This window comes from Modestobacter sp. VKM Ac-2983, from assembly GCF_026967885.1.
Lineage (GTDB): Bacteria > Actinomycetota > Actinomycetes > Mycobacteriales > Geodermatophilaceae > Modestobacter.
On record NZ_JAPVBK010000001.1, the window covers coordinates 266746 to 284500 of the forward strand.

General features: G+C 73.9%; 15 protein-coding genes. 3 read left to right on the top strand and 12 right to left on the bottom strand.

Annotated elements, in window-relative coordinates:
* Positions 1–234 precede the first annotated feature (234 nt).
* The 3 genes from O2W18_RS01185 to O2W18_RS01195 all read left to right on the top strand — a co-directional run bounded on the left by O2W18_RS01185 (position 235) and on the right by O2W18_RS01195 (position 4774).
* Positions 235–2775, top strand: coding sequence for an AMP-binding protein (locus O2W18_RS01185; protein ID WP_269185759.1), 2541 nt, complete (start codon positions 235–237; stop codon positions 2773–2775).
* 248 nt (positions 2776–3023) lie between these two features.
* Positions 3024–3707, top strand: coding sequence for a glycoside hydrolase family 16 protein (locus O2W18_RS01190; RefSeq protein ID WP_269185760.1), 684 nt, complete (start codon positions 3024–3026; stop codon positions 3705–3707).
* Positions 3708–3832: 125 nt separating this feature from the next.
* Complete coding sequence (locus O2W18_RS01195; RefSeq protein ID WP_269185761.1) at positions 3833–4774, top strand: endonuclease/exonuclease/phosphatase family protein; 942 nt, start codon at positions 3833–3835, stop codon at positions 4772–4774.
* Positions 4775–4876: 102 nt separating this feature from the next.
* Here O2W18_RS01195 and O2W18_RS01200 read toward each other — a convergent pair whose 3' ends face one another.
* The 12 genes from O2W18_RS01200 to O2W18_RS01255 form a co-directional block, all read right to left on the bottom strand.
* The gene (locus O2W18_RS01200; RefSeq protein WP_269185762.1) at positions 4877–6718 is read right to left on the bottom strand and encodes a hypothetical protein; all 1842 of its coding nucleotides are present in this window, start codon (positions 6716–6718) and stop codon (positions 4877–4879) included.
* A complete protein-coding gene (locus O2W18_RS01205) occupies positions 6715–7110 on the bottom strand; it encodes a hypothetical protein (protein ID WP_269185763.1) in 396 nt (131 codons plus the stop codon). Before O2W18_RS01205 ends, O2W18_RS01200 begins: the two co-directional genes overlap by 4 nt.
* Positions 7107–7697, bottom strand: coding sequence for an acyltransferase (locus O2W18_RS01210; RefSeq protein WP_269185764.1), 591 nt, complete (start codon positions 7695–7697; stop codon positions 7107–7109). Before O2W18_RS01210 ends, O2W18_RS01205 begins: the two co-directional genes overlap by 4 nt.
* Positions 7694–9121, bottom strand: coding sequence for a lipopolysaccharide biosynthesis protein (locus O2W18_RS01215; RefSeq protein ID WP_269185765.1), 1428 nt, complete (start codon positions 9119–9121; stop codon positions 7694–7696). The genes O2W18_RS01210 and O2W18_RS01215 overlap by 4 nt, the downstream gene beginning before the upstream one ends.
* Positions 9118–11691: a glycosyltransferase gene (locus O2W18_RS01220; RefSeq protein ID WP_269185766.1), complete on the bottom strand. Its 2574-nt coding sequence runs from the start codon at positions 11689–11691 to the stop codon at positions 9118–9120. The genes O2W18_RS01215 and O2W18_RS01220 overlap by 4 nt, the downstream gene beginning before the upstream one ends.
* The gene (locus O2W18_RS01225) at positions 11688–12509 is read right to left on the bottom strand and encodes a polysaccharide deacetylase family protein (protein ID WP_269185767.1); all 822 of its coding nucleotides are present in this window, start codon (positions 12507–12509) and stop codon (positions 11688–11690) included. The genes O2W18_RS01220 and O2W18_RS01225 overlap by 4 nt, the downstream gene beginning before the upstream one ends.
* Positions 12506–13549 carry a glycosyltransferase family 2 protein gene (locus O2W18_RS01230; protein ID WP_269185768.1) on the bottom strand — a complete coding sequence of 348 codons (1044 nt, stop codon included), beginning with the start codon at positions 13547–13549 and terminating at the stop codon, positions 12506–12508. Before O2W18_RS01230 ends, O2W18_RS01225 begins: the two co-directional genes overlap by 4 nt.
* A complete protein-coding gene (locus tag O2W18_RS01235; RefSeq protein WP_269185769.1) occupies positions 13546–14415 on the bottom strand; it encodes a glycosyltransferase family 2 protein in 870 nt (289 codons plus the stop codon). The genes O2W18_RS01230 and O2W18_RS01235 overlap by 4 nt, the downstream gene beginning before the upstream one ends.
* 533 nt (positions 14416–14948) lie before the next feature.
* Positions 14949–16001 carry an adenylyl-sulfate kinase gene (cysC, locus tag O2W18_RS01240; protein ID WP_269185770.1) on the bottom strand — a complete coding sequence of 351 codons (1053 nt, stop codon included), beginning with the start codon at positions 15999–16001 and terminating at the stop codon, positions 14949–14951.
* Between the two features lie 55 nt (positions 16002–16056).
* Positions 16057–16236: a hypothetical protein gene (locus O2W18_RS01245; protein WP_269185771.1), complete on the bottom strand. Its 180-nt coding sequence runs from the start codon at positions 16234–16236 to the stop codon at positions 16057–16059.
* A gap of 185 nt (positions 16237–16421) precedes the next feature.
* Positions 16422–16565, bottom strand: a complete 144-nt coding sequence (locus O2W18_RS01250) for a hypothetical protein (protein ID WP_269185772.1) — start codon at positions 16563–16565, stop codon at positions 16422–16424.
* Between the two features lie 65 nt (positions 16566–16630).
* Entirely contained in the window at positions 16631–17716 is a 1086-nt protein-coding gene (locus tag O2W18_RS01255) for a glycosyltransferase (protein WP_269185773.1), read from the bottom strand.
* Positions 17717–17755: the final 39 nt, after the last annotated feature.

A 17755-nucleotide genomic window follows, 5' to 3' on the forward strand; every position in this document is an offset into this window, starting at 1 on the left:
TGGACGGAGGACGCGTCGTCGCGCCCTGCGAGCGAGCGCCCCCGAGTGGGGGACGCGGCGACCGGGCGGGGCCGTGGCGATCCGGTCCGGACACGAACGGGTGAACTGGACCGCTGCGGGACGGCCGGGCAGATTAGCGTGCACACGGCCCAGCTCCAGAGGAAAGGCGTTCTCATGTCGGCCATCGCGTCCGGTCGGACGTCTGCACCCCGACCTCCCGCGACGTCGGGGAACGTGCTGCAGGCCCTGGCTGCCGTGGTCGCCGAGCGCGGGGCGGCGACGGCGGTCAGCGGCCCGGGCACCCGGATCTCCTTCGCGGAGCTGGGGGAACGCGCGGCCGCGGCCGCGGGACGGCTGTCGGCCCTCGTACCGCGGGACGCCGCGGCCAGCGCGCCGATCGCCGTGCTCGGCACGCCGAGCCCCGAGCTGGTCGTCGCCGCGTTCGGCGCCGTGCTCACCGGCCGGCCGCTCGTCCTCCTGGACTCGCAGCTGCCCCCCGGCCGGATCCGGCAGATCCAGGAGGCGGCTGGTGCCGCGGTGTGCGTGGTGGAGAGCCGTCTCGCCCAACGGGCCGAAGCGGTCGAGGGGTGCTGGGTCACCGCCGACCTCGATGAGGTCATCGCCCCGCCCGGACCGGACGACGACCGGCCCGGTGCGATCGCGGTGGCGCCCGACAGCCCCGCCACGATCGTCTTCACCTCCGGGTCGACCGGCCGGCCGAAGGGCGTGGTGCACAGCCACGGGATGATCCTCACCGAGGCGGCCATCACGGCGCGCTGCACCGGCTTGACGGTGGAGGACCGGCTCGGGCTCGTGCTGACGCCGGCCTTCTCCCTCGGGGAGCACGCGCTCTTCGCCGCGGTGCTCACCGGGGTCGGGCTGCACGTCTACGACCCGCGCGACCGGGGTCTGCGCGGCCTGCCCGCCTGGCTGCGCGACGAGCAGGTGAGCGTCCTCTCCATGACGCCGTCACTGCTGCGCGCCTTGTGTGGCTGCATGCCGGCCGCCCGGCCGCTCCCGGACCTCCGGCTGGTGCTGACGGCCGGGGAGGCGCTGCAGGGACGCGATGTGCTCTCCGCACGGGAGCGACTCGGACGGGTCACCGTGGTCAACCACCTCGGCTCCTCGGAGACCGGGCAGCTGACCTTCGGAGCCCTCGGCCCAGCCGACGAGGTGCCCACCGGTGTGGTCCCCGCCGGGCTCGTCGTGGAGGAGAAGGAGATCCGCGTCCTCGGTGAGGACGGCGCCGTCCGGCCGGTCGGCGAGGTCGGCCTGCTGGAGGTGCGCGGGCAGTACCTCGGCCGCTACCTCCAGGACGTGCCGGACGACCCGTTCGGCCGCACCGACGACGGACGGTCCACGTTCCGGATGGGTGACCGAGGGCGCTACGACCACGGCGGCGGCCTGCACCAGCTCGGCCGGGTCGACGACGCGGTCAAGGTCAACGGGTACCTGGTCGAGCCGGTCGAGGTCGAGGCCGCGCTGCGCGGGCTGGAGGGCGTGGCCGACGCCGCGGTGGTCGCCGTCGCCGACCACACCGGCACCGGCGTGCACCTCGTCGGTTACGTCGCGCCGGGCAGCGAGCAGCGCACCCCCTCACCGGCGCAGCTGCGCCGGGGGCTGACGGGGCTGCTGCCGAGCTGGATGCTGCCGGCCGAGCTGGTGCTGCTGCCGGAGTTGCCGCGCAACGAGCGCGGCAAGGTCGACCGCGCTGCGCTCCCGACCCCGGTCCGGCCCGATCCCGAGCCGCCGGTGGGCCGGGAGGAGAAGGCCGTCGCCGCGCTGTTCGAGCTCGTGCTGCACCGCACCGACGTCGGCCGGGACGAGTCCTTCACCGGGCTGGGCGGGGACTCCCTCTGTGTGGAGGAGCTGCTCGCCCGTCTGAGCGAGGAGCACGGGGTCACCCTGACGTCGGCCGACGTCGCCGAGCACCCCACCGTGCGGCAACTGGCCGAGGTCGTGGCCCGGCAGCGCGGGGCCGGCCGCAGCGACGCACGGACCCCGGCGCGGCGGCAGCACGGCAGCGTCGTCGTGCTGCGACGCGCGGGCTCCCGACCGCCGGTGCTCTGCTTCTCCGGTGCCGGGGCCGGCGGCCAGGTGTTCCTGCCCCTGACCGAGTCCCTCGGCGCCGACCAACCGGTCTACGCCTTCCAGCCGCACGGGCTCGAGGAGTGGTCCGTCCCGGACCTGACCGTGGGCATGGCGGTCCACCGGCACCTGCGCCGAGTCCGCGCGATCCAGCCGGCGGGGCCCTACCGCCTGGTGGGGCACTCGATGGGCGGGCTGATCGCCCTCGAGGTGGCCCGCCGGCTGGCAGCGGGCGGTGCGCAGGTGGCCTCGGTGTCCATGGTCGACACCGTGCTCCCCCAGAGCGTGGTCGACGCGGCCTGGTGCTCCGAGGGCGACGGCTCAGCAGGTCGTCCCACCGTGGCGCCGTTGCCCGGCGACGACAAGTACGGTCCGCCGCCGACGCGGCGCGAGCTGTGGCGCCGGCGTGGGCTCGCCGTCGTCGCCGGGGCGCTGCCCCCGTCCGCCGCCCGCTCGGAGGGGCTGCTCGAGCTCGGCGTCCGCACCTCCCTCATGCACCGACCACAGCCGTGGGACGGCCGGGTGCACGTGTACGTGAGTCATCTCAACGAGGCGAGCCTCGTGGCCTGGCGCCACCTGCTGACCGGGGACGTCAGGCTGGTGACCCTGCACGGCGAGCACAACTCCCTGCTCCGGCCGCCGCACGTCCAGGAGATCGCCCAGGCCGTCGAGGAGACACCGCTCTGATCCCCGTACCGGTCCGTCGCGGGGGGAGGTCGCCGCAGCTGGAGCCGGACCCGTCCTCGCCGGACGGTTACGCTCGGCTGACCATGTCCTCTCCATGCCCCGCGGCTCGTGCGTCGACGGCTGTGCCGGTCCGTCGTCGTGCCGTCGGTGCGAGGAGGACCGGCCGAGGGATCGGCTTCGGTGCGCTGCTGCTGGCGTTGTGCGCCTGTACGGGCGTCACCCAGGCCACCGCGGAGGTGCCCACCGCGGTGAACGACGCGACCCCGCCCCCCGTCCCGACCGCCGCGGAGCGGCTCGGTTGGCAGCAGTTCGACGGGGACGAGTTCGACGGCTCCCAGCTCGACAGCTCCAGCTGGCGGCTCTACGGCGGCACCGGGTCGAGCGGCGTGGGCCTGCGTGACCCCCGCGCCGTCTCGGTCGACGACGGGCAGCTGGTGGTCACCGCCCGCGGCGACGTGTCCGGTGGGCTGGCGTGGTACGCCCCGCCCGCCACGACCTACGGCAGGTGGGAGTTCCGGGCCCGGGTGGAGGAGGGCACCGGCTACGCACCGGCCATCCTGCTGTGGCCGGACTCCGACCGCTGGCCGGTCGACGGTGAGATCGACGTGATGGAGATCGTCGAGGGCGATCGGCAGACCAACCACACGACCGTGCACCACGGCGCCGACGACCAGCGCATCGAGGGCATCGTCACCGGCGACTTCACCCAGTGGCACACCTACGCCGTCGACTGGCAGCCGACGGCCATCACGGTCTACCTCGACGGCGAGGAGATCTACCGCACCACCGACCCGGCGGCCATCCCGCACGGGCCCATGCACCTGGCCATCCAGCTCGACGTCGGTCCCCAGGGGAACTGGATCCCCGCACCGGATGCGACCACCCCGGACTCGGTGAGCCTCTACGTCGACTGGGTTCGGCTCTACGCTTGACGACCGACAGCGCCACATCCGACAGCGCCGGCCCCGGGAGTCGCGGACCGGCGCACGGTGCGTCCGAGAGCGGTGAGCTCCCCTCGGCGCGTCGGCGCCGTCGTCTGCTGCACCGGTGGGCCGGCGTGCTCGGTGCACTGCTCGGTGTCGCTGCGCTCCTCGGCCTGGCGGCACACTCCCAGCCCTCGGGCAGCAACTGGCTGGTCGCCGTCAGCGCCTTCTCCACACACCTGTTGTCGCTGGGTCCGCTGGCCGTCGTGCTCCTCGTGCTGGCGCACCTCCGGGTGGCGGCCCTCGCGGCCGCCGTGGTGACCGCGTTCGCCGTCGCCGTCCTGGCGCCCACGTACGCGGGCGGGCCGGCGGCCGACGATGGACCGGAGCTCACCGTGCTCACGGCCAACACCCGGTTGGGAGAGGCCGATCCGGAGGGCATCGTGTCCGTGGTCCGCAGCTCCTCGGTCGACGTCCTGCTGCTCCAGGAGCTGTCTCCCGGGCTGCGGGACGGTCTCGCAGACGCGGGTCTCGACCAGCTGCTGCCGCACACCGTCGTCGAACCGCTCCCGGGTGCAGCGGGGATCGGGCTCTGGAGCCGGTACCCGCTCGCCGACGAGCAGGGGAGCCGGCTGACGTTCCCGTGGGTCTCGGCGCGGGTGCTCCTGGGCGACGGGCTGCCCAGCCCCACCGTGGTGGCGTTCCACGCGGCCGGCCCCTGGCCGCAGCCGGCCGACGACTGGGTGCGGGACATGGCCAAGCTCCCGGGCCTGCTCGACGAGGTGGCGGCCGACGCCGAGCCCCACGGATCGACGGTGCTGGTCGGGGGCGACTTCAACGCGACCTGGGGCAACGCACAGTTCCGCGCCCTGCTCGGGGACGGCTACCGTGACTCCGCCGAGCAGCTCGGGCGGCAGTGGACGGCGACCTTCCCGTCGGGGTACGGCGTCCCGCCGCTGATCGGCATCGACCACCTGCTGGTCCGCAACGCCGGTGCCCGAGAGCTCGACACCGTGGAGATCCCGGGGTCGGACCACCTGGGCCTCGTCGTCCGGGTGGCTTTGCCGCCCGGCTGACCGCCCCCGCCGCCCGGCTCACCGCCCCCGCCGCCGGGCGGCTCGCTCGGTGCCTGCTGGGTCAGCTACGGCCCGCAGCGCCGTCCGTGCAGGCGGCGCCCGTCACTGCGGCGTCCCGGTGTACTGGAAGATCACGGCGTCTGCGGTCTCGTGCACCGTCGTCCACCCGGGTGCGGTGGCGAGCTCCTGCTCGAGTGCCTGCAGGGACCCGTCCGGCAGCAGCCCGTAGTACTGGGCGTACTCCATCATGCTGGTGCTGAGCACGAGGTAGGGACGGTCGCCCTGGGTGGCCATGAACTCCTCCACCACGGCCAGGTTCGCCTCGTCGAGCATTCGCCCGCCCAGACCGGCGAAGGCGATGAGGTCGGGGTCGCCACCGGACGAGGGGACGCCGAAGTCGTTGTAGTTGCCCGAGAGCCGCCCCGGGGCGTTCTGCGCCCCCACGACGATCATGCGGCCCTCCTCGCCGTTCTCGTAGAGCCACTGGGAGGCCTGCACCTCGTTCCGGGGGAAGGTCGACCACGCCAGCGTGCCGTGCAGGCCCTGGATGCTCGCGAGCGCGGCGCCGAAGAGGAGGACGGCGAGCACGGGCATCACCAGGCGCCGCCAGCGCAGGCGGAGCGCGGCCTGGGCGATCAGGAAGGCCGTGAACGGCAGCGAGAACAGGTACACGCGGTAGATGGCCTCACCGCCGTAGCTCTGCCCGGCGAGGACGAGGAAGGGCGCGAAGGCGAACGCCGCCGGCAGCAGCACCCGTCCTGGCCTGCGCCACGACGCCACGACGGCGGCCGCACCCAGGAGCCACACGCTCAGAGCGAGCAGTGAGGAGACCCGGCTGGTGAACACCTGTCCGGCCGTGCCGGTCGTCGTCGTCACGACCCCGCCGGCGTTCTCCCAGAACCTCAGGCTGTCCAGCAGGCCGTACGCGCTGTTGATGAGGGCCAGCCGCGGGGCGAGGTAGCCCAGGGCGATGACGATGCACCCCACCACCGCCCAGCGCGGGCGGACCGCCCCGAGCATCGTCACCAGCACCAGCCCGGCGATGAGGATGTAGGGGCTCAACTGGTGGGAGATCGTGATGGCGAAGGTGATCAGGTAGAGCCCGGCCAGCGCGACGCCCCGTGCCCTGCGTGAGACCTCCGGCACGGGATCCGCGCCGCGGACCGACCAGGCCTTGAGCCGGCGGAGCGCCCGGGGACCGCGTCGCCACTCCGTGGGAGTCCGCCGCAGCCACGTCACGACGACCAGGAGGAAACCGAGCCCCAGCTGGAAGGCGAGGGCCTGGGGGGACAGGTACGAGGTCCCGACCCAGAGGGTGGCGTGGAACAGGAACACGGTGAGGAAGGCGACCCGGCGGTCCGGCGACAGCTGCCGGGCGATGGCGTAGAGGGGGAGGGAGGCGAGCAGGCTGAAGAACAGCGGCGCCCACGCTGCGAGGGCGAGGACGCTGACGCCGGTCAGGTCGGCCAGCGCCGCCACCCCGGTGAACAGGGCAGGCCACTGGTGGTAGATGTCGCGCGGGTCGGTCACCCCCGGTCCCTGGCTGAAGAACTCGACGACGCCGATGTGCTTGTACGTCCATGCGTACTCGGGCATGGCGTAGAGCAGGGGCACAGAGGCGTTCACGACGAGCGCCAGGGCCACGATCCCGGCGGTCAGGGCCAGGGCGCGGCGCCGGTCGGCCAGCTCCCAGACGAACGAGGCGCACACCAGCCCCAGACCGATGGAGAACAGCGGGCCGACGAGGCCCAGGAGGCCGTAGTCGGAGCGGAGCGTGGTGTCGACCTGGGTCAGGCTGGCGGCCCACGACGCGACGCCCGCCAGCAGCAGGAGGAGCGGACCCCACCGCCGGACGAGGGACAGCCGGCTGCTCTCCGCCGGGCCGTCCGGCAGTGCGGCCGCGCCGGTGTCGAGCGGTCTGCCTCCCGACAGGGTGCGGGTCACCGGGTCACCCGCCGGCCGCGGACCAGGGCGACGACACAGGACACGGTCGTCGCGGCTGCGAGCACGAGCAGGACGAGGGTGGGTGACCAGTCGTTCAGCCAGGCGGACACGGCCGTACCGATGGCCCACGCCGCCAGGGAGAGCACGTTGGTCAGTGCCCACGAGGTGGAGGGCCGGCTCACCGGGAGGTGCGCCATGACGGCCGCGCCCGGACCGGCGCAGACGAAGGCGAGCACGGCCAGCAGGGCCAGCCAGGAGGGTGCGTCGAGCAGGACGGTCGTGCTCGACAGCACTGCGGTCGCCAGTCCCGTCCAGGTGATCAGTGAACGGGTGGACCGGTCACTGACCAGGGGTCCGCTCCCGTCCTCGTGCACGAGGTGTGCCGTGCTCATGCGGACGCCCTCCGCTCGCGTGGATCCGGTACGGCCAGGTCGCGGACCCGACGGGCGGGCACGCCGGCGTACACCCCGTTGGGCGCGCAGTCGGAGGTGACCACGGCGCCTGCGGCCACGACCACGTCGTCGCCGACGGTCACACCCGGCAGGATCGTGGCGCGTGCGCCGATCCACACACGGTCGCCGATGCGCACGGGCAGGCCGGTGGCCTCGGGGACCCAGCCGCCGCCGGGCGCCCGGTGGTCGGACGTGATGAGCAGGACCTCCATGCCGATCGAGCAGTTCCGGCCGATCTCGACCGGGGCGACGGCCTCGATGTAGCAGCCCAGGTTGAGGTAGGTGTGCGGGCCGATCCGCACGTTCCGCGGATCGCCTTCCACGCGCAGCAGCGGGCTGATCACGTAGGAGTCGACCGCCATGCCGGCGGCGCGGTAGAGCCCACGGCGGAGCACCTTGGGCACGATGAAGGACGCCACGATGCGGTTGAGCCACAGGTTGCGGACGAAGACCCGACAGTCGAGGCGCAGCGACGCCAGCAGGAGGCGCAGCGCTGAGGGCGAGGGCTCGGGGACCAGGTGGGTCACGGGGCGCTCTCTCGGGACGAGGCCGGCGGGGTCCCGGCAGGGTCTCCCTCGCCGGCGGCTGAGCCACCGCCGTCTGCGACCGGGGTGGCGGCAGGGGTGGCGACCGGGGCGGCGACCGGGACGGCGACCGGGACGGCGACGTGGCCCTGGTCGACGAGGGCCCGGTGGAAGCGCAACGCGGTGGGCAGCATGGCGAGCGCGGTGACGGCCTCGCAGGCGAGGTAGAGCGCGGCGAGCCCGTTGACGCCGAGGTCGGGCAGCCAGACCAGCGCGACCCCGAGGAACACGGCGGTCTTGACCGCGAGGGACGCCACCAGCGGGGTCAGCTTCTTCCGGGCCAGGCTCATCGCGGTGAAGAGGATGAAGCCGGCGCTGAAGGGGAACGCCAGTGCGATGAGCCGCAGCGTCGTCGCGCCCTCGTCGGCGTAGTCGGACCCGAGCAGCGACAGGAGGAGCGGTGCGCCGAGCACGACCACCACGCAGGCCGAGACGCTGACCAGCGCAGTGAGCCGGAAGGAGCGGCGCATGAGTCGCTCGAAGGTGCTCGCGTCGCCGGCGTACTCGACGACGAAGGCCATGGCGATGCTCCACACCAGGGTGCCGAACGAGACGCCGATGAACCACGGGATGTAGAAGTAGGCGGCGGCCTCGCTGCCCAGCTGCGAGGCAACGAGCACCGGTGGCAGGAGCGACACGCAGCTGCCCAGTGCGCTGGCCGCGTAGTCGCCGGCGACGAAGCCGCGCATCGACCGCCAGTCCAGCTCCGCCGAGGTGGTGGCCTTCGCCTCGTGTCGCGGCACGAGGCGGCGGAACACGTAGGTGTTGACCACGGCCACGGCCACGAACGTCGGCACCACGAGTGCGCCGAGCGCACCCCACCGGGTCGAGATCGGGACCAGTGCGAACAGCATGCCCACCCGCAGCGCACCCGCCAGCAGGTTCTCCAGGGGGACCCACACCGCGGCGCCCAGCGAGGTCAGCGCGCCGTCCTGGACGAGGAACAAGGCGTAGCAGAGGGTGCCGGCCACGAAGAACGCCCCCACGAGCCACCCCTCGCCGAGGATCTCGCGGCCGAACCCGAGGGCGACGAACACCAGGGCGGCGACCAACGCCGCCGCCAGGGCCAGTCCGTAGGCGCGAGCGATGAACGTGCCGGTCGTGCGGCCTGCACCGGGCACGAAGCGGAGGAGGACGCTGATGATGTTGAGCTGCGCGAGGCCGGCGAGGAAGGTGATCGCCGACAACGCCGAGGATGCCTGCCCGACGGCCGTCGGTGGCAGCACCCGGGCGGCGACGATCCAGAAGACCAGGCCGAGCACGCCGGTGAACACCGTGGAGGTCATCAGCGCCAGCGCGTTGATCTCCAGGGCGCGGCGCTTCTTCGGGGCGGCGTGTGCAGAGCGCCGCGTCGGTGCCCCGGTCACGACCGACCCGTGCGCTGGGCGCTGAGGTAGGCGCCGGGTCCGGCCAGCATGCCCCGGACCCGCAGCCGGCCGAGCTCCGGCGGCAGGCCCTCCAGCAGAGTGGTCACGCCAGGGGCCCGGCGACCCAGCCGGCCGCGCAGCACGGTCAGGGCGGCGTGTGCCAACCCGATGAGATGCCGCCTGTCCCGGACGACCAGGGCAGTCAGCAGGGCGGTGAAGCCGGTGCCGTACCCCGACATCTGGCGGGCGAGCTCGGCGTCGGTGCGGCGGTGCACGTGGCTGGTGACCGCGGCCGGCTCGTACCCGAGCGACCGCCCGGCGAACAGCATCCGCACGACCATGTCGACGTCCTCGCCGCCGTGGCTGGGAGTGCCGGTGCCGAGCGCCGTGTCGAACGGCCCCTCGGCGCCCAGCGCCGAGGCGCGGAAGGCCATGTTGGCACCCATGAACGTCCCGAGCTGGTAGAGGGAGTGCGAGCGGGCGGTGCCCGAGGCCCGCCGGACCACGACCCGGTACCGGGCCGGGTCGAGGACACCGGCACCCGGGCGCTCCAGGTGGAACGTCTCCCGCTCGAGGACCTTCGCAGTCCCGCCGCTGTGCCGTTCGAAGACCTCCTGCGCAGGGGTCTCCAGCTCGCTGGGCAGGACCAGGCCGCCGACGCCGTCCAGTCCCGGCTCGACGGCGAAGCGTTCGGCCAGTGCGCGGGTCCAGCCGGGTGCGGCCTGGACGTCGTCGTCGGTGAAGGCGATCACCTCACCCCGTGCCTCGGCGACACCGCGATTGCGTGCGGCGGAGATCCCCGGCACCGGCTCGCGGAGCAGGCGCACCCGCGGATCAGCGAGCTGGGGGACGCTGGTGCGGACGTCGGAGCTGTCGCCCGTGCGGCGGTTGTCGACGACGAGCACCTCGACCGGTGGCAGGTCCTGGTGCAGCAGCGAGTCCAGGCAGCTGGCGAGCCCCTCGGGGCGGGCCACCATCGTCGGGATCACCACCGAGACGCTGGGCAGGGCGGACTCCGGCCGCGGCGTCCGCGGCGGCGCGGGCGCCTGGGCCAGGGCAGCCTCGCGGGTGGTGCGGTCCAAGGCCGCGGGCAGCGGGAGGGTCAGCAACGCGACCGGTCGGGAGTCGCGCCACACCACGAACAGGACGGCGCCGTGGCGCGCTGCGTCGGCTGCGTCCAGGCCGCGCTCCGGTGAGGCGGCGTCCAGGTCCCAGTGGACGATCGCGGTGGGCTGCCAGTCGGCGTCCCCCGTGACGGCGGTGGTACCTGCGTCCGCCGTCCGCCGGTCCGACCGGCGCTGCCGCAGGTAGGCGACCGGTCCGCGCTTCATGCCGGCCCGGTTGGCGGCGAGCAGCTCCCCGGGGAAGTCCTCCGCCAGCCCGGACACCCGCAGGCTCGAGGAGCTGGTCATGTCGCGCAGTGCCCGACGGGAGAGCAGGGCGAGCCGCACCAGCACCAGCGGGTGGTCGACGATCAGGGAGGTGTAGAACGCCGTCAGCCCGGTGCCGTACCCCTCCATCTGCTTGCGCAGGCCCGCGAGGTCGCGGCGGTGGAAGTGGCGGGTGACCGCGCTCGGCCGGTACAGCGTGCTCCCGCCCGCACGCAGCAGGTCCGTGAACACGCGGGTGTCCTCCGCACCATGGGTCAGGGTGCCTGCCCCGAGCGCGGCGTCGAAGCCCACCCGCCGCAACGAGGCCGTCCGGAAGGCCATGTTGGCGCCGACCCCGAACGGGGGCAGCGGGTACAGCGGGCTCTGGCGGTCGTCGCTGCCGCGGCCGAAGTCGGCGGGCGTGAAGCCGCGGCCCTTGCTGTGGCCACCGAACTGCTCGAACCACACCTGCGCCCGTGTGGCGAGCTCGGCGGGGACGACGAGACCGGAGACGGCGTCCGCGTCCGGTCGCTCGGCCATCGCCCGGGAGAGCTCGGACAGCCACATCGGGTCGGCGATCTCGTCGTCGTCGATCCAGGCGACGACCTCGCCGTCGAGCTGCTGGCCGAGCGCGTGGTTGCGGGCGCGGGAGAGCCCGGCCCGCGGCTCCACCGTGTACCGGATGTCGAGGCGGTCACCGAAGCCGGCGACGACGTCCCGGGTGGCCGAGGTGACCGGCGCGTTGTCGACCACCAGGACCTCGAAGTCGGGGTGGTCCTGCCGGGTGAGGCTCTCCAGGCACGTGGCCAGGGCATCAGGGCGCTCACGGGTGCAGATGACCACGCTCATCCGGGTGGCCGCGGTCAGGTGGTGGGCGTGCCGGACGGCGAAGCCCTCTGAGGGAGCCCGGCGGCGGCGGACCTCGTCCGCCCACCGTGCGTCCAGCAGCGCCTGGACGTCGACGGCCGACAGGCCCGCAGCGGGCAGCGGGACGACCTCCCACCCCAGCGGTTCGCCCTCGAGCCGGACGAGCAGCCAGGCCTCGTCGGCCGTGCTGCCGTCGGCGGTGCGTCGGGAGAGCGCCGGGGCCGGCCGGGACAGGTCGACGTCCAGCACGTGCGCTGCGAGGTCTCCGGCCGGCGTGGTGCAGCTCTCCACCACGGTCATGTCGAACCGCTCCGTCCCCGAGGTCGCGCTCATGTCAACTGGCGGTGCAGCACCTGCAGCGAAGCCCGACGAGCCAGCCGCCACGCCGGCGCTGCCACGCGCTTGACGTGCGGGGTCAACCCGGGCTCCCCGTCGCGGACGAGGGCGGCGAAGGCATCTCCCGTGACGCCCGGCCGAACGTGCAGGCGGGGAACACGGTACGGATCGTCACGGGATGAGGCGATCCTCCGGCCCACGATGCACCCGTTCGAGTAACCGGCCCTGCGCACAGCCGCAGCGACGTGCCGACTGGAGTAGCCGTGTGGATAGCAGAACGAGGTGACCGGCAGGCCCAGCGCGTCCTCGATCTGCTGCTTGCTGTCGACGATCTCGCGATGCAGTTCCGGGCGGGGCAGCACGTCCATCGTCCGGTGGTTGACCGAGTGGCTGCCGATCTCGACGCCGAGGGCGGCGACCTCGGCCAGCTCGGACCAGCTCAGCCGGGAGCCGTGCGGGTCATCGGGGGCCAGGCGGAGGCCGACGTCCGCCGTCGGGACGTACATGGTGGCCCGGGCTCCGGTCCGTTGCAGCACCTCGACGGCGTTCCGGAAGTCCAGCAACCCGTCGTCGAACGTCACGGCGAGCACCCGCGCCGCGGGATCGGCGGCGCGCAGGGCGAGGGCCTCGGTGAGGCCGACGAGCTGCCAGCCGTCCGCGGCGAGGGCCGAGAGCTGGTCCTCGAGCTCACCGGCGGGCACCTGGTGCTCGTTCGGGTCGGCCACGGCGGTCGGGGGGACGGAGTGGTACATCAGGACCGGCATCCGCCAGCTGGCCCGCGCGCCGGGGTGGTCGCCGGCGTCCAGGGTGCTCATGTACCGGTCCTCCGCTGCTCTGCATCGGGACGCGCACCGGTCGACGGCTCGGCCTGTGGCGCGGACGCCAGGGGTCGGCGTGCGCCCTTCCGCCCCGGGTCGTTGCCAGGGCCGGCGCGCAGGGCCGACGTGGCGGCCACCGAGAGGTAGCCGAGAGCGGCCGAGGCGACACCGAGCACGGTGGCGCCGGCTCGGGCGAGCCCCCCGAGGTCGCCGCGCAGCACGGCGAGCAGGTGGTGGGCGACCCCCCGGGTCAGCACGGTGCGCACGAAGGAGTGCTCCTCCGCGAGGGTTCCCCGGTCGGCGCCGGACAGCGTCGCCATGACGCGCTTGCCGGCCCCCTCCGACCAGGTCCGGCGCAGGAAGAACGAGAACGTGCGGCGATCCCGGGGGACCTCGTGCCAGATGACGGCGCCGGGCACGAAGCGCCACCGAGCGCCTGCACCGGCTCGGGCGTTCATGCGCAGGCACAGCTCGGTGTCCTCGGGTTGCGAGGCGTGGCCGACCTTGCCGAAGTCGGTGGCGAACCCCCCCGCCGCGAGGAAGGAGTCGCGGCGGACGGCCATGTTGCCGCCCCAGACGTTCCGCACGTCGGTGTCCTCGGAGCGCGGCGCCGTGCCGCCGACGGCCCACGAGAACTCCTCGGGGAACCACCGCGGGGGGCCACCGGGCCACCGGGCCTCGACGGCGCCGCCGAGACCGACCGCACCCGGAGCGCTCCGGTGGGCCCGGACCAGGTTCTCGATCCAGTCGGGCATGGCGACCTCGTCGTCGTCCAGGAAGACGACGAGGTCCCCCTCGGCCGACTCAGCGCCGGTGTTGCGGCCGCCAGAGGCTCCCCGGGCGTACCGGTTGGCCTCCACGCGGACATCCCGGGGGCCGAGTGCCCGGCGGAGACGTTCGAGCAGGAGGTCGTTGTGGTCGACGACCACCCGGACCTCGCACGGGTGCGTCTGGTCGAGCGCCGACTCCACGGCCCGGACGATCTCCTCCCACCGTTCCTCGGTGAAGCACGGGATCACGACGGAGACGCGGGTCATGCAACGTCCCCGCGCGAGTCGGCGAGCTCTGCGCGTGAGGTGGGGAGGAACCCGGCGATCGTGGTGGCCCCCGGCACGCGGCGCTGCCGCGCGACGTCGTACGGCACGACGGGTGTCGCCTTCGGCTGCAGGGTCAGCGCACGCGTCCGGTCGACCCGGGTCTGCCGGCCGATGCCGTTGACCCGTTCGACGAGCAGTGCCCGGAGCACCCGGAAACCGTCGCGCCAGGTGTTGAGGTTGCTCTGGCCGTGGATGCGCTCGAACTCGTAGCTCGGCACCTCGGTGATCGCGAGCCGGGCCTTGGCCACGCGGGTGTTGATGATCGTCTCGATCTCGAAGCCGTCGCCCCACAACTTCCCGCTGCGGCCGACGTCGGAGGCGTCGAGCTGGAGAACCGGCAGGCAGTGCGCCCAGAAGGCGTTGTAGCCGTAGCAGAGGTCGGTGTACGCCGTCCCGAACAGCACGTTGACGGCACGGTTGAGCCACCGGTTGCCCCAGGCCCGCGTGGTGGTGATGTCGGCACTCCCGCCACCTGCGGCGAATCGGGTGCCCTTGGCGAAGTCGGCCCCGCCCACGAGCGCGTCCACGTAGTCGCCGATCTCGCGGGGGTCTGCAGACCCGTCGGCGTCGAGCATGACGACGATGTCCCCGGTGACCGCAGCGAAACCACAGGCCAGGGCGTTGCCCTTGCCCCTGCGGTTCTGCAGCACGATCTTCGTGCCGGAGCGCAGGGCCCGGGCCACCTCGACGGTGTCGTCCACGCTGCGCCCGTCGACCACGATGACCTCATGGAGGTCGTCGGGGAGCAAGGCGAACACGGCCGGCAGGTTCTTGGCCTCGTTGTAGGTCGGGATGACGACGCTCACCCGGGGGCCAGAGGTCGCGCGGGTGGGCGGTCCAGCAGGTCCAGCAGGTCCAGCAGGTTCAGAGCTCATGGGCCGGTCCTCTCGGTGCTTGAGACGGGCCCGGTTTCGCCACTGCTCACCGCCGGGCGAAGGCGACCAAGATGTGCCCGGCGGGTCATCGCTACCCGTAGTTCCTGTTCACGTGCGTGGCTGACGTCCGACCGTGAGGCAGCTCGCCGGTGCGGTGACCACCGAGCGGCACGACGGAGTGGACGTCGCCCCCCGTGCACCCCCTCGCTCGACTGCGACGTGACAGGGAGTCACCTCCGACCGCCCCAGGAGTGTGGCGCGAAGCGGCCGGGGATGTCCACCGGCAGTCAGCCCGTGCCAGAGCTGAGCGTCACGCGTATGGGTGAACGGAGCAGACACTCCGAGGTTTTCTCACTCTCTGTGCCTGAGAACTCGCTGTGGCGCTGGTTGGACGCGGAGGTGCACGCGGTCGCCGAGCACCAGCCGGAGGGCGGGGTGCACTCGGTCCCCGGCGACGTGGACGGTCACAGCGAGTTCTGTCCACCCCGACGGGAGTCGGTCAGGTGTGCGACCACCATCCGGGCGCTCGCGTCGGGGGTGAGATCACGGGTGTCGATGGTCAGCTCGGCGTCCGTCGGCTCCTCGTAGGGGTCGCTGATCCCCGTGAAGCCGGTGATCTCCCCGCGCCGCGCCTTGGCGTAGAGCCCCTTGCGGTCGCGCGCCTCGCACTCGGCCAGCGGGGTGGCGACGTGGACCAGCACGAACGAGCCCGGCCCGGCCTGCTCCTCCACCAGCCGGCGGGCGTCGGCGCGGGTGGCCGCGTAGGGCGCGATCGGTGCGCACACCGCCAGCCCGCCGTGCTTGGCGATCTGCGCGGCCACCCAGCCGATCCGGCGCACGTTGGTGTCCCGGTCGGCCTGGGAGAAGCCGAGCCCGGCCGACAGGTGGGTGCGCACCACGTCGCCGTCCAGCAAGGTCACCGTCCGGCCGGCCTCCATGAGCAGCTCCACCAGGCGCCCGGCGATCGTCGACTTCCCGGCGCCGGAGAGCCCGGTGAACATGACCACCCGGCCGCCGGTGTGCAGCGGCGCCGGGTCCGTCCGGTCGCCCAGCAGCTGCGCGCCGTAGGCGGCGGCGACCTCGGCCCAGGCGGCCTCCGGTGCCGCGGCGGTCACCGGCACGGGGACGACGACGAGCTCACGCCCCTCGGCCCACGGCGCCCAGGCCGCCGACGCCCGCGACAGCGCGGCCGAATCGGGCGAGGTGCCGGCCGCCGGGATCAGCACCAGCAACCGGTCGGGCAGGTCCGTGCTCTCTGCCGGAGGTCCGCCGACCCAGGCCTGCGGCGCCGGCCAGCCCCGCCGTGCCAGCTCGGCACGGACGGCGGACGGCGCCCGCCAGCGCGGGATCTCCCGGACGGTCAGCCCACGGTCGTCCCGGGTGGCGACCAGCACGCCCTCGGCGTCCTCCAGCTCGGCGGCCGGGGGCACGGCGGGCGCGCCGGGCACGAGGTCGAAGCCGTACCGCGCGAGCGCGGCGAGCTCGGTGTCGGTCAGTCGGGCCCGCGTCTGTGCCATGCACGGAGTCTGGCAAGCGCCGGGTCACCGGCCCGGACCCGGCCGGGTCCGGACGTCACATGCCGGCGCGGACGACCCCGCAGCGGCAGGCGTAGAGGGAGGCGCCGCTGAACGGGTCGTCCCCGGTGCGGCGGTAGTGGTGCAGGTGCACCGGCAACGGCCGCCGGCGGGCCGGGCGGAGCACCGAACGCAGCACGGCGACAGGCGCGGGCGGCGGCGATGCGAGGAAGCGCACAGGGCGAGTGTGGAGCCCCTCGGCCCGCCACGGAAGAGCCCGGGCACCAACAGCAGATGAACTGCGTCACCCCGAGGAGGCGCCCGGACGGGTGGTCGACGGGCGGGCGGTCACCGAGCGTGGTCCGCGTCCGGGCCCGGTCACCGCCGCTGCGCCCGGTCGGCCGGACGCAGCGGCGGGTGAGGTCAGCGGGGGTCAGGCCCGGCTGGGTCGCGCGCGGTGCGCTCGTCGGCGGCCCGCTGGGCGGCGAACCCGGACTGGAGGGAGTCGGCGAGCGCGAGAGCGGAGTCAGCGGGACCGGCGACCGGAGCGTGTGCAGTACGCGTCATGGCAGAAAGCTAGGGCGCGGCTGTGGTGCGGGGACGGCGACACACGGTCGGCGTCCGTTGCGAGTTCATGACGGGTGCACACCCGTCACATCGGGCAGCCGGGCGCCGAGCGCGGCGTCCAGCCAGGCATCCGTCCGCCGGTCCCAGGTGCGTTCGGCGGCCCAGTGCGCCCGCTCGGCGGCCCAGTTCACCGGCTCGTCGGCGGCCGCCACCATCGCCGCGGCCATCTCCGCCGCGCCGTCGACGACGTAGCTGTGCGGCGGTGCGTCGCTGGAGTGCTCCAGGTGGCCGGCGCTCGCCACCACCGGGACGCCCCGGGCGCAGTAGTCGTAGGTCTTCATCGACGACTGGCCCAGCGCCCGGTCGGCCACGTCGGGGAGCAGGGCGACGGCCGCGGCGTCGAGCACCGCGGGCAGCTCCGCGCGGGCGATCGGCCCGGCGTACCGGAACCGGCCACCGGTCTCCTGTTCCAGCGCCAGGAAGCGCTCGGCCGCGGCGCTCGCGCGCAGCGGGAAGACCAGCTGCCCGTGGACGGTCAGCGTCCACTCCGGCAGCAGGGTGAGCACCGCGCGGACCAGGTCGACGTCGAACCGCTCGGCGACGCTCCCGACGTAGACCGCGTGCCGCGCCCGCCGCTCGACCGACCGGGGCGCTTCCAGCAGTGCCGCATCCGTGCCGTTGGGGACGACGATCGGGATGCGGCCCGGGAACAGGTCGGCGAGCACCTGGTTCACCACGATCACCTCGTCGGCCTCGTCGGCGATCCGGCGGAGCTGGTCGGGGAGGCCGCGGGCCTGGGGGAGCAGCCGGGCCCAGTCGTCGGTGCAGTCGAACACCACCCGGCCGCCGATCGAGCGGGCCGCCCGCCACTCCCAGGGCAGCATGAACACCGTCAGGGCCACACCCCAGGAGGAGCGGCGCAGGAAGCGGCCCAGCAGCGCGGCGTCGACCCGCTCGGCCACCGGCCCCCGCAGCCCGGGCAGCACCGTCGAGCGCTCGGAGACGGTGATCCCCGGTGCCACCTCGGCGAACCTGCCGGCCGGCAGGTGCCGCCACCAGTTGCCGGGGTCGCTGCGCACCCGCCGCCAGTCGGCCGGCGCCTGGACGAACCGGGTCGGTACCCCGCGACGGGCCAGCTCGGTGGCGATCATGTGCTCCCGCCGGACGGCCGGGTGCCACGGGTCCTTGGC

Excerpts from the sequence above, each read along its gene's own strand:
- O2W18_RS01205 (WP_269185763.1), bottom strand. The coding sequence starts at position 7,110 with ATGAGCACGGCACACCTCGTGCACGAGGACGGGAGCGGACCCCTGGTC.
- O2W18_RS01225 (WP_269185767.1), bottom strand. The coding sequence starts at position 12,509 with ATGAGCACCCTGGACGCCGGCGACCACCCCGGCGCGCGGGCCAGCTGG.
- O2W18_RS01230 (WP_269185768.1), bottom strand. The coding sequence starts at position 13,549 with ATGACCCGCGTCTCCGTCGTGATCCCGTGCTTCACCGAGGAACGGTGG.
- O2W18_RS01255 (WP_269185773.1), bottom strand. The coding sequence starts at position 17,716 with ATGATCGCCACCGAGCTGGCCCGTCGCGGGGTACCGACCCGGTTCGTC.
- cysC (WP_269185770.1), bottom strand. The coding sequence starts at position 16,001 with ATGGCACAGACGCGGGCCCGACTGACCGACACCGAGCTCGCCGCGCTC.
- O2W18_RS01220 (WP_269185766.1), bottom strand. The coding sequence starts at position 11,691 with ATGAGCGCGACCTCGGGGACGGAGCGGTTCGACATGACCGTGGTGGAG.
- O2W18_RS01250 (WP_269185772.1), bottom strand. The coding sequence starts at position 16,565 with ATGACGCGTACTGCACACGCTCCGGTCGCCGGTCCCGCTGACTCCGCT.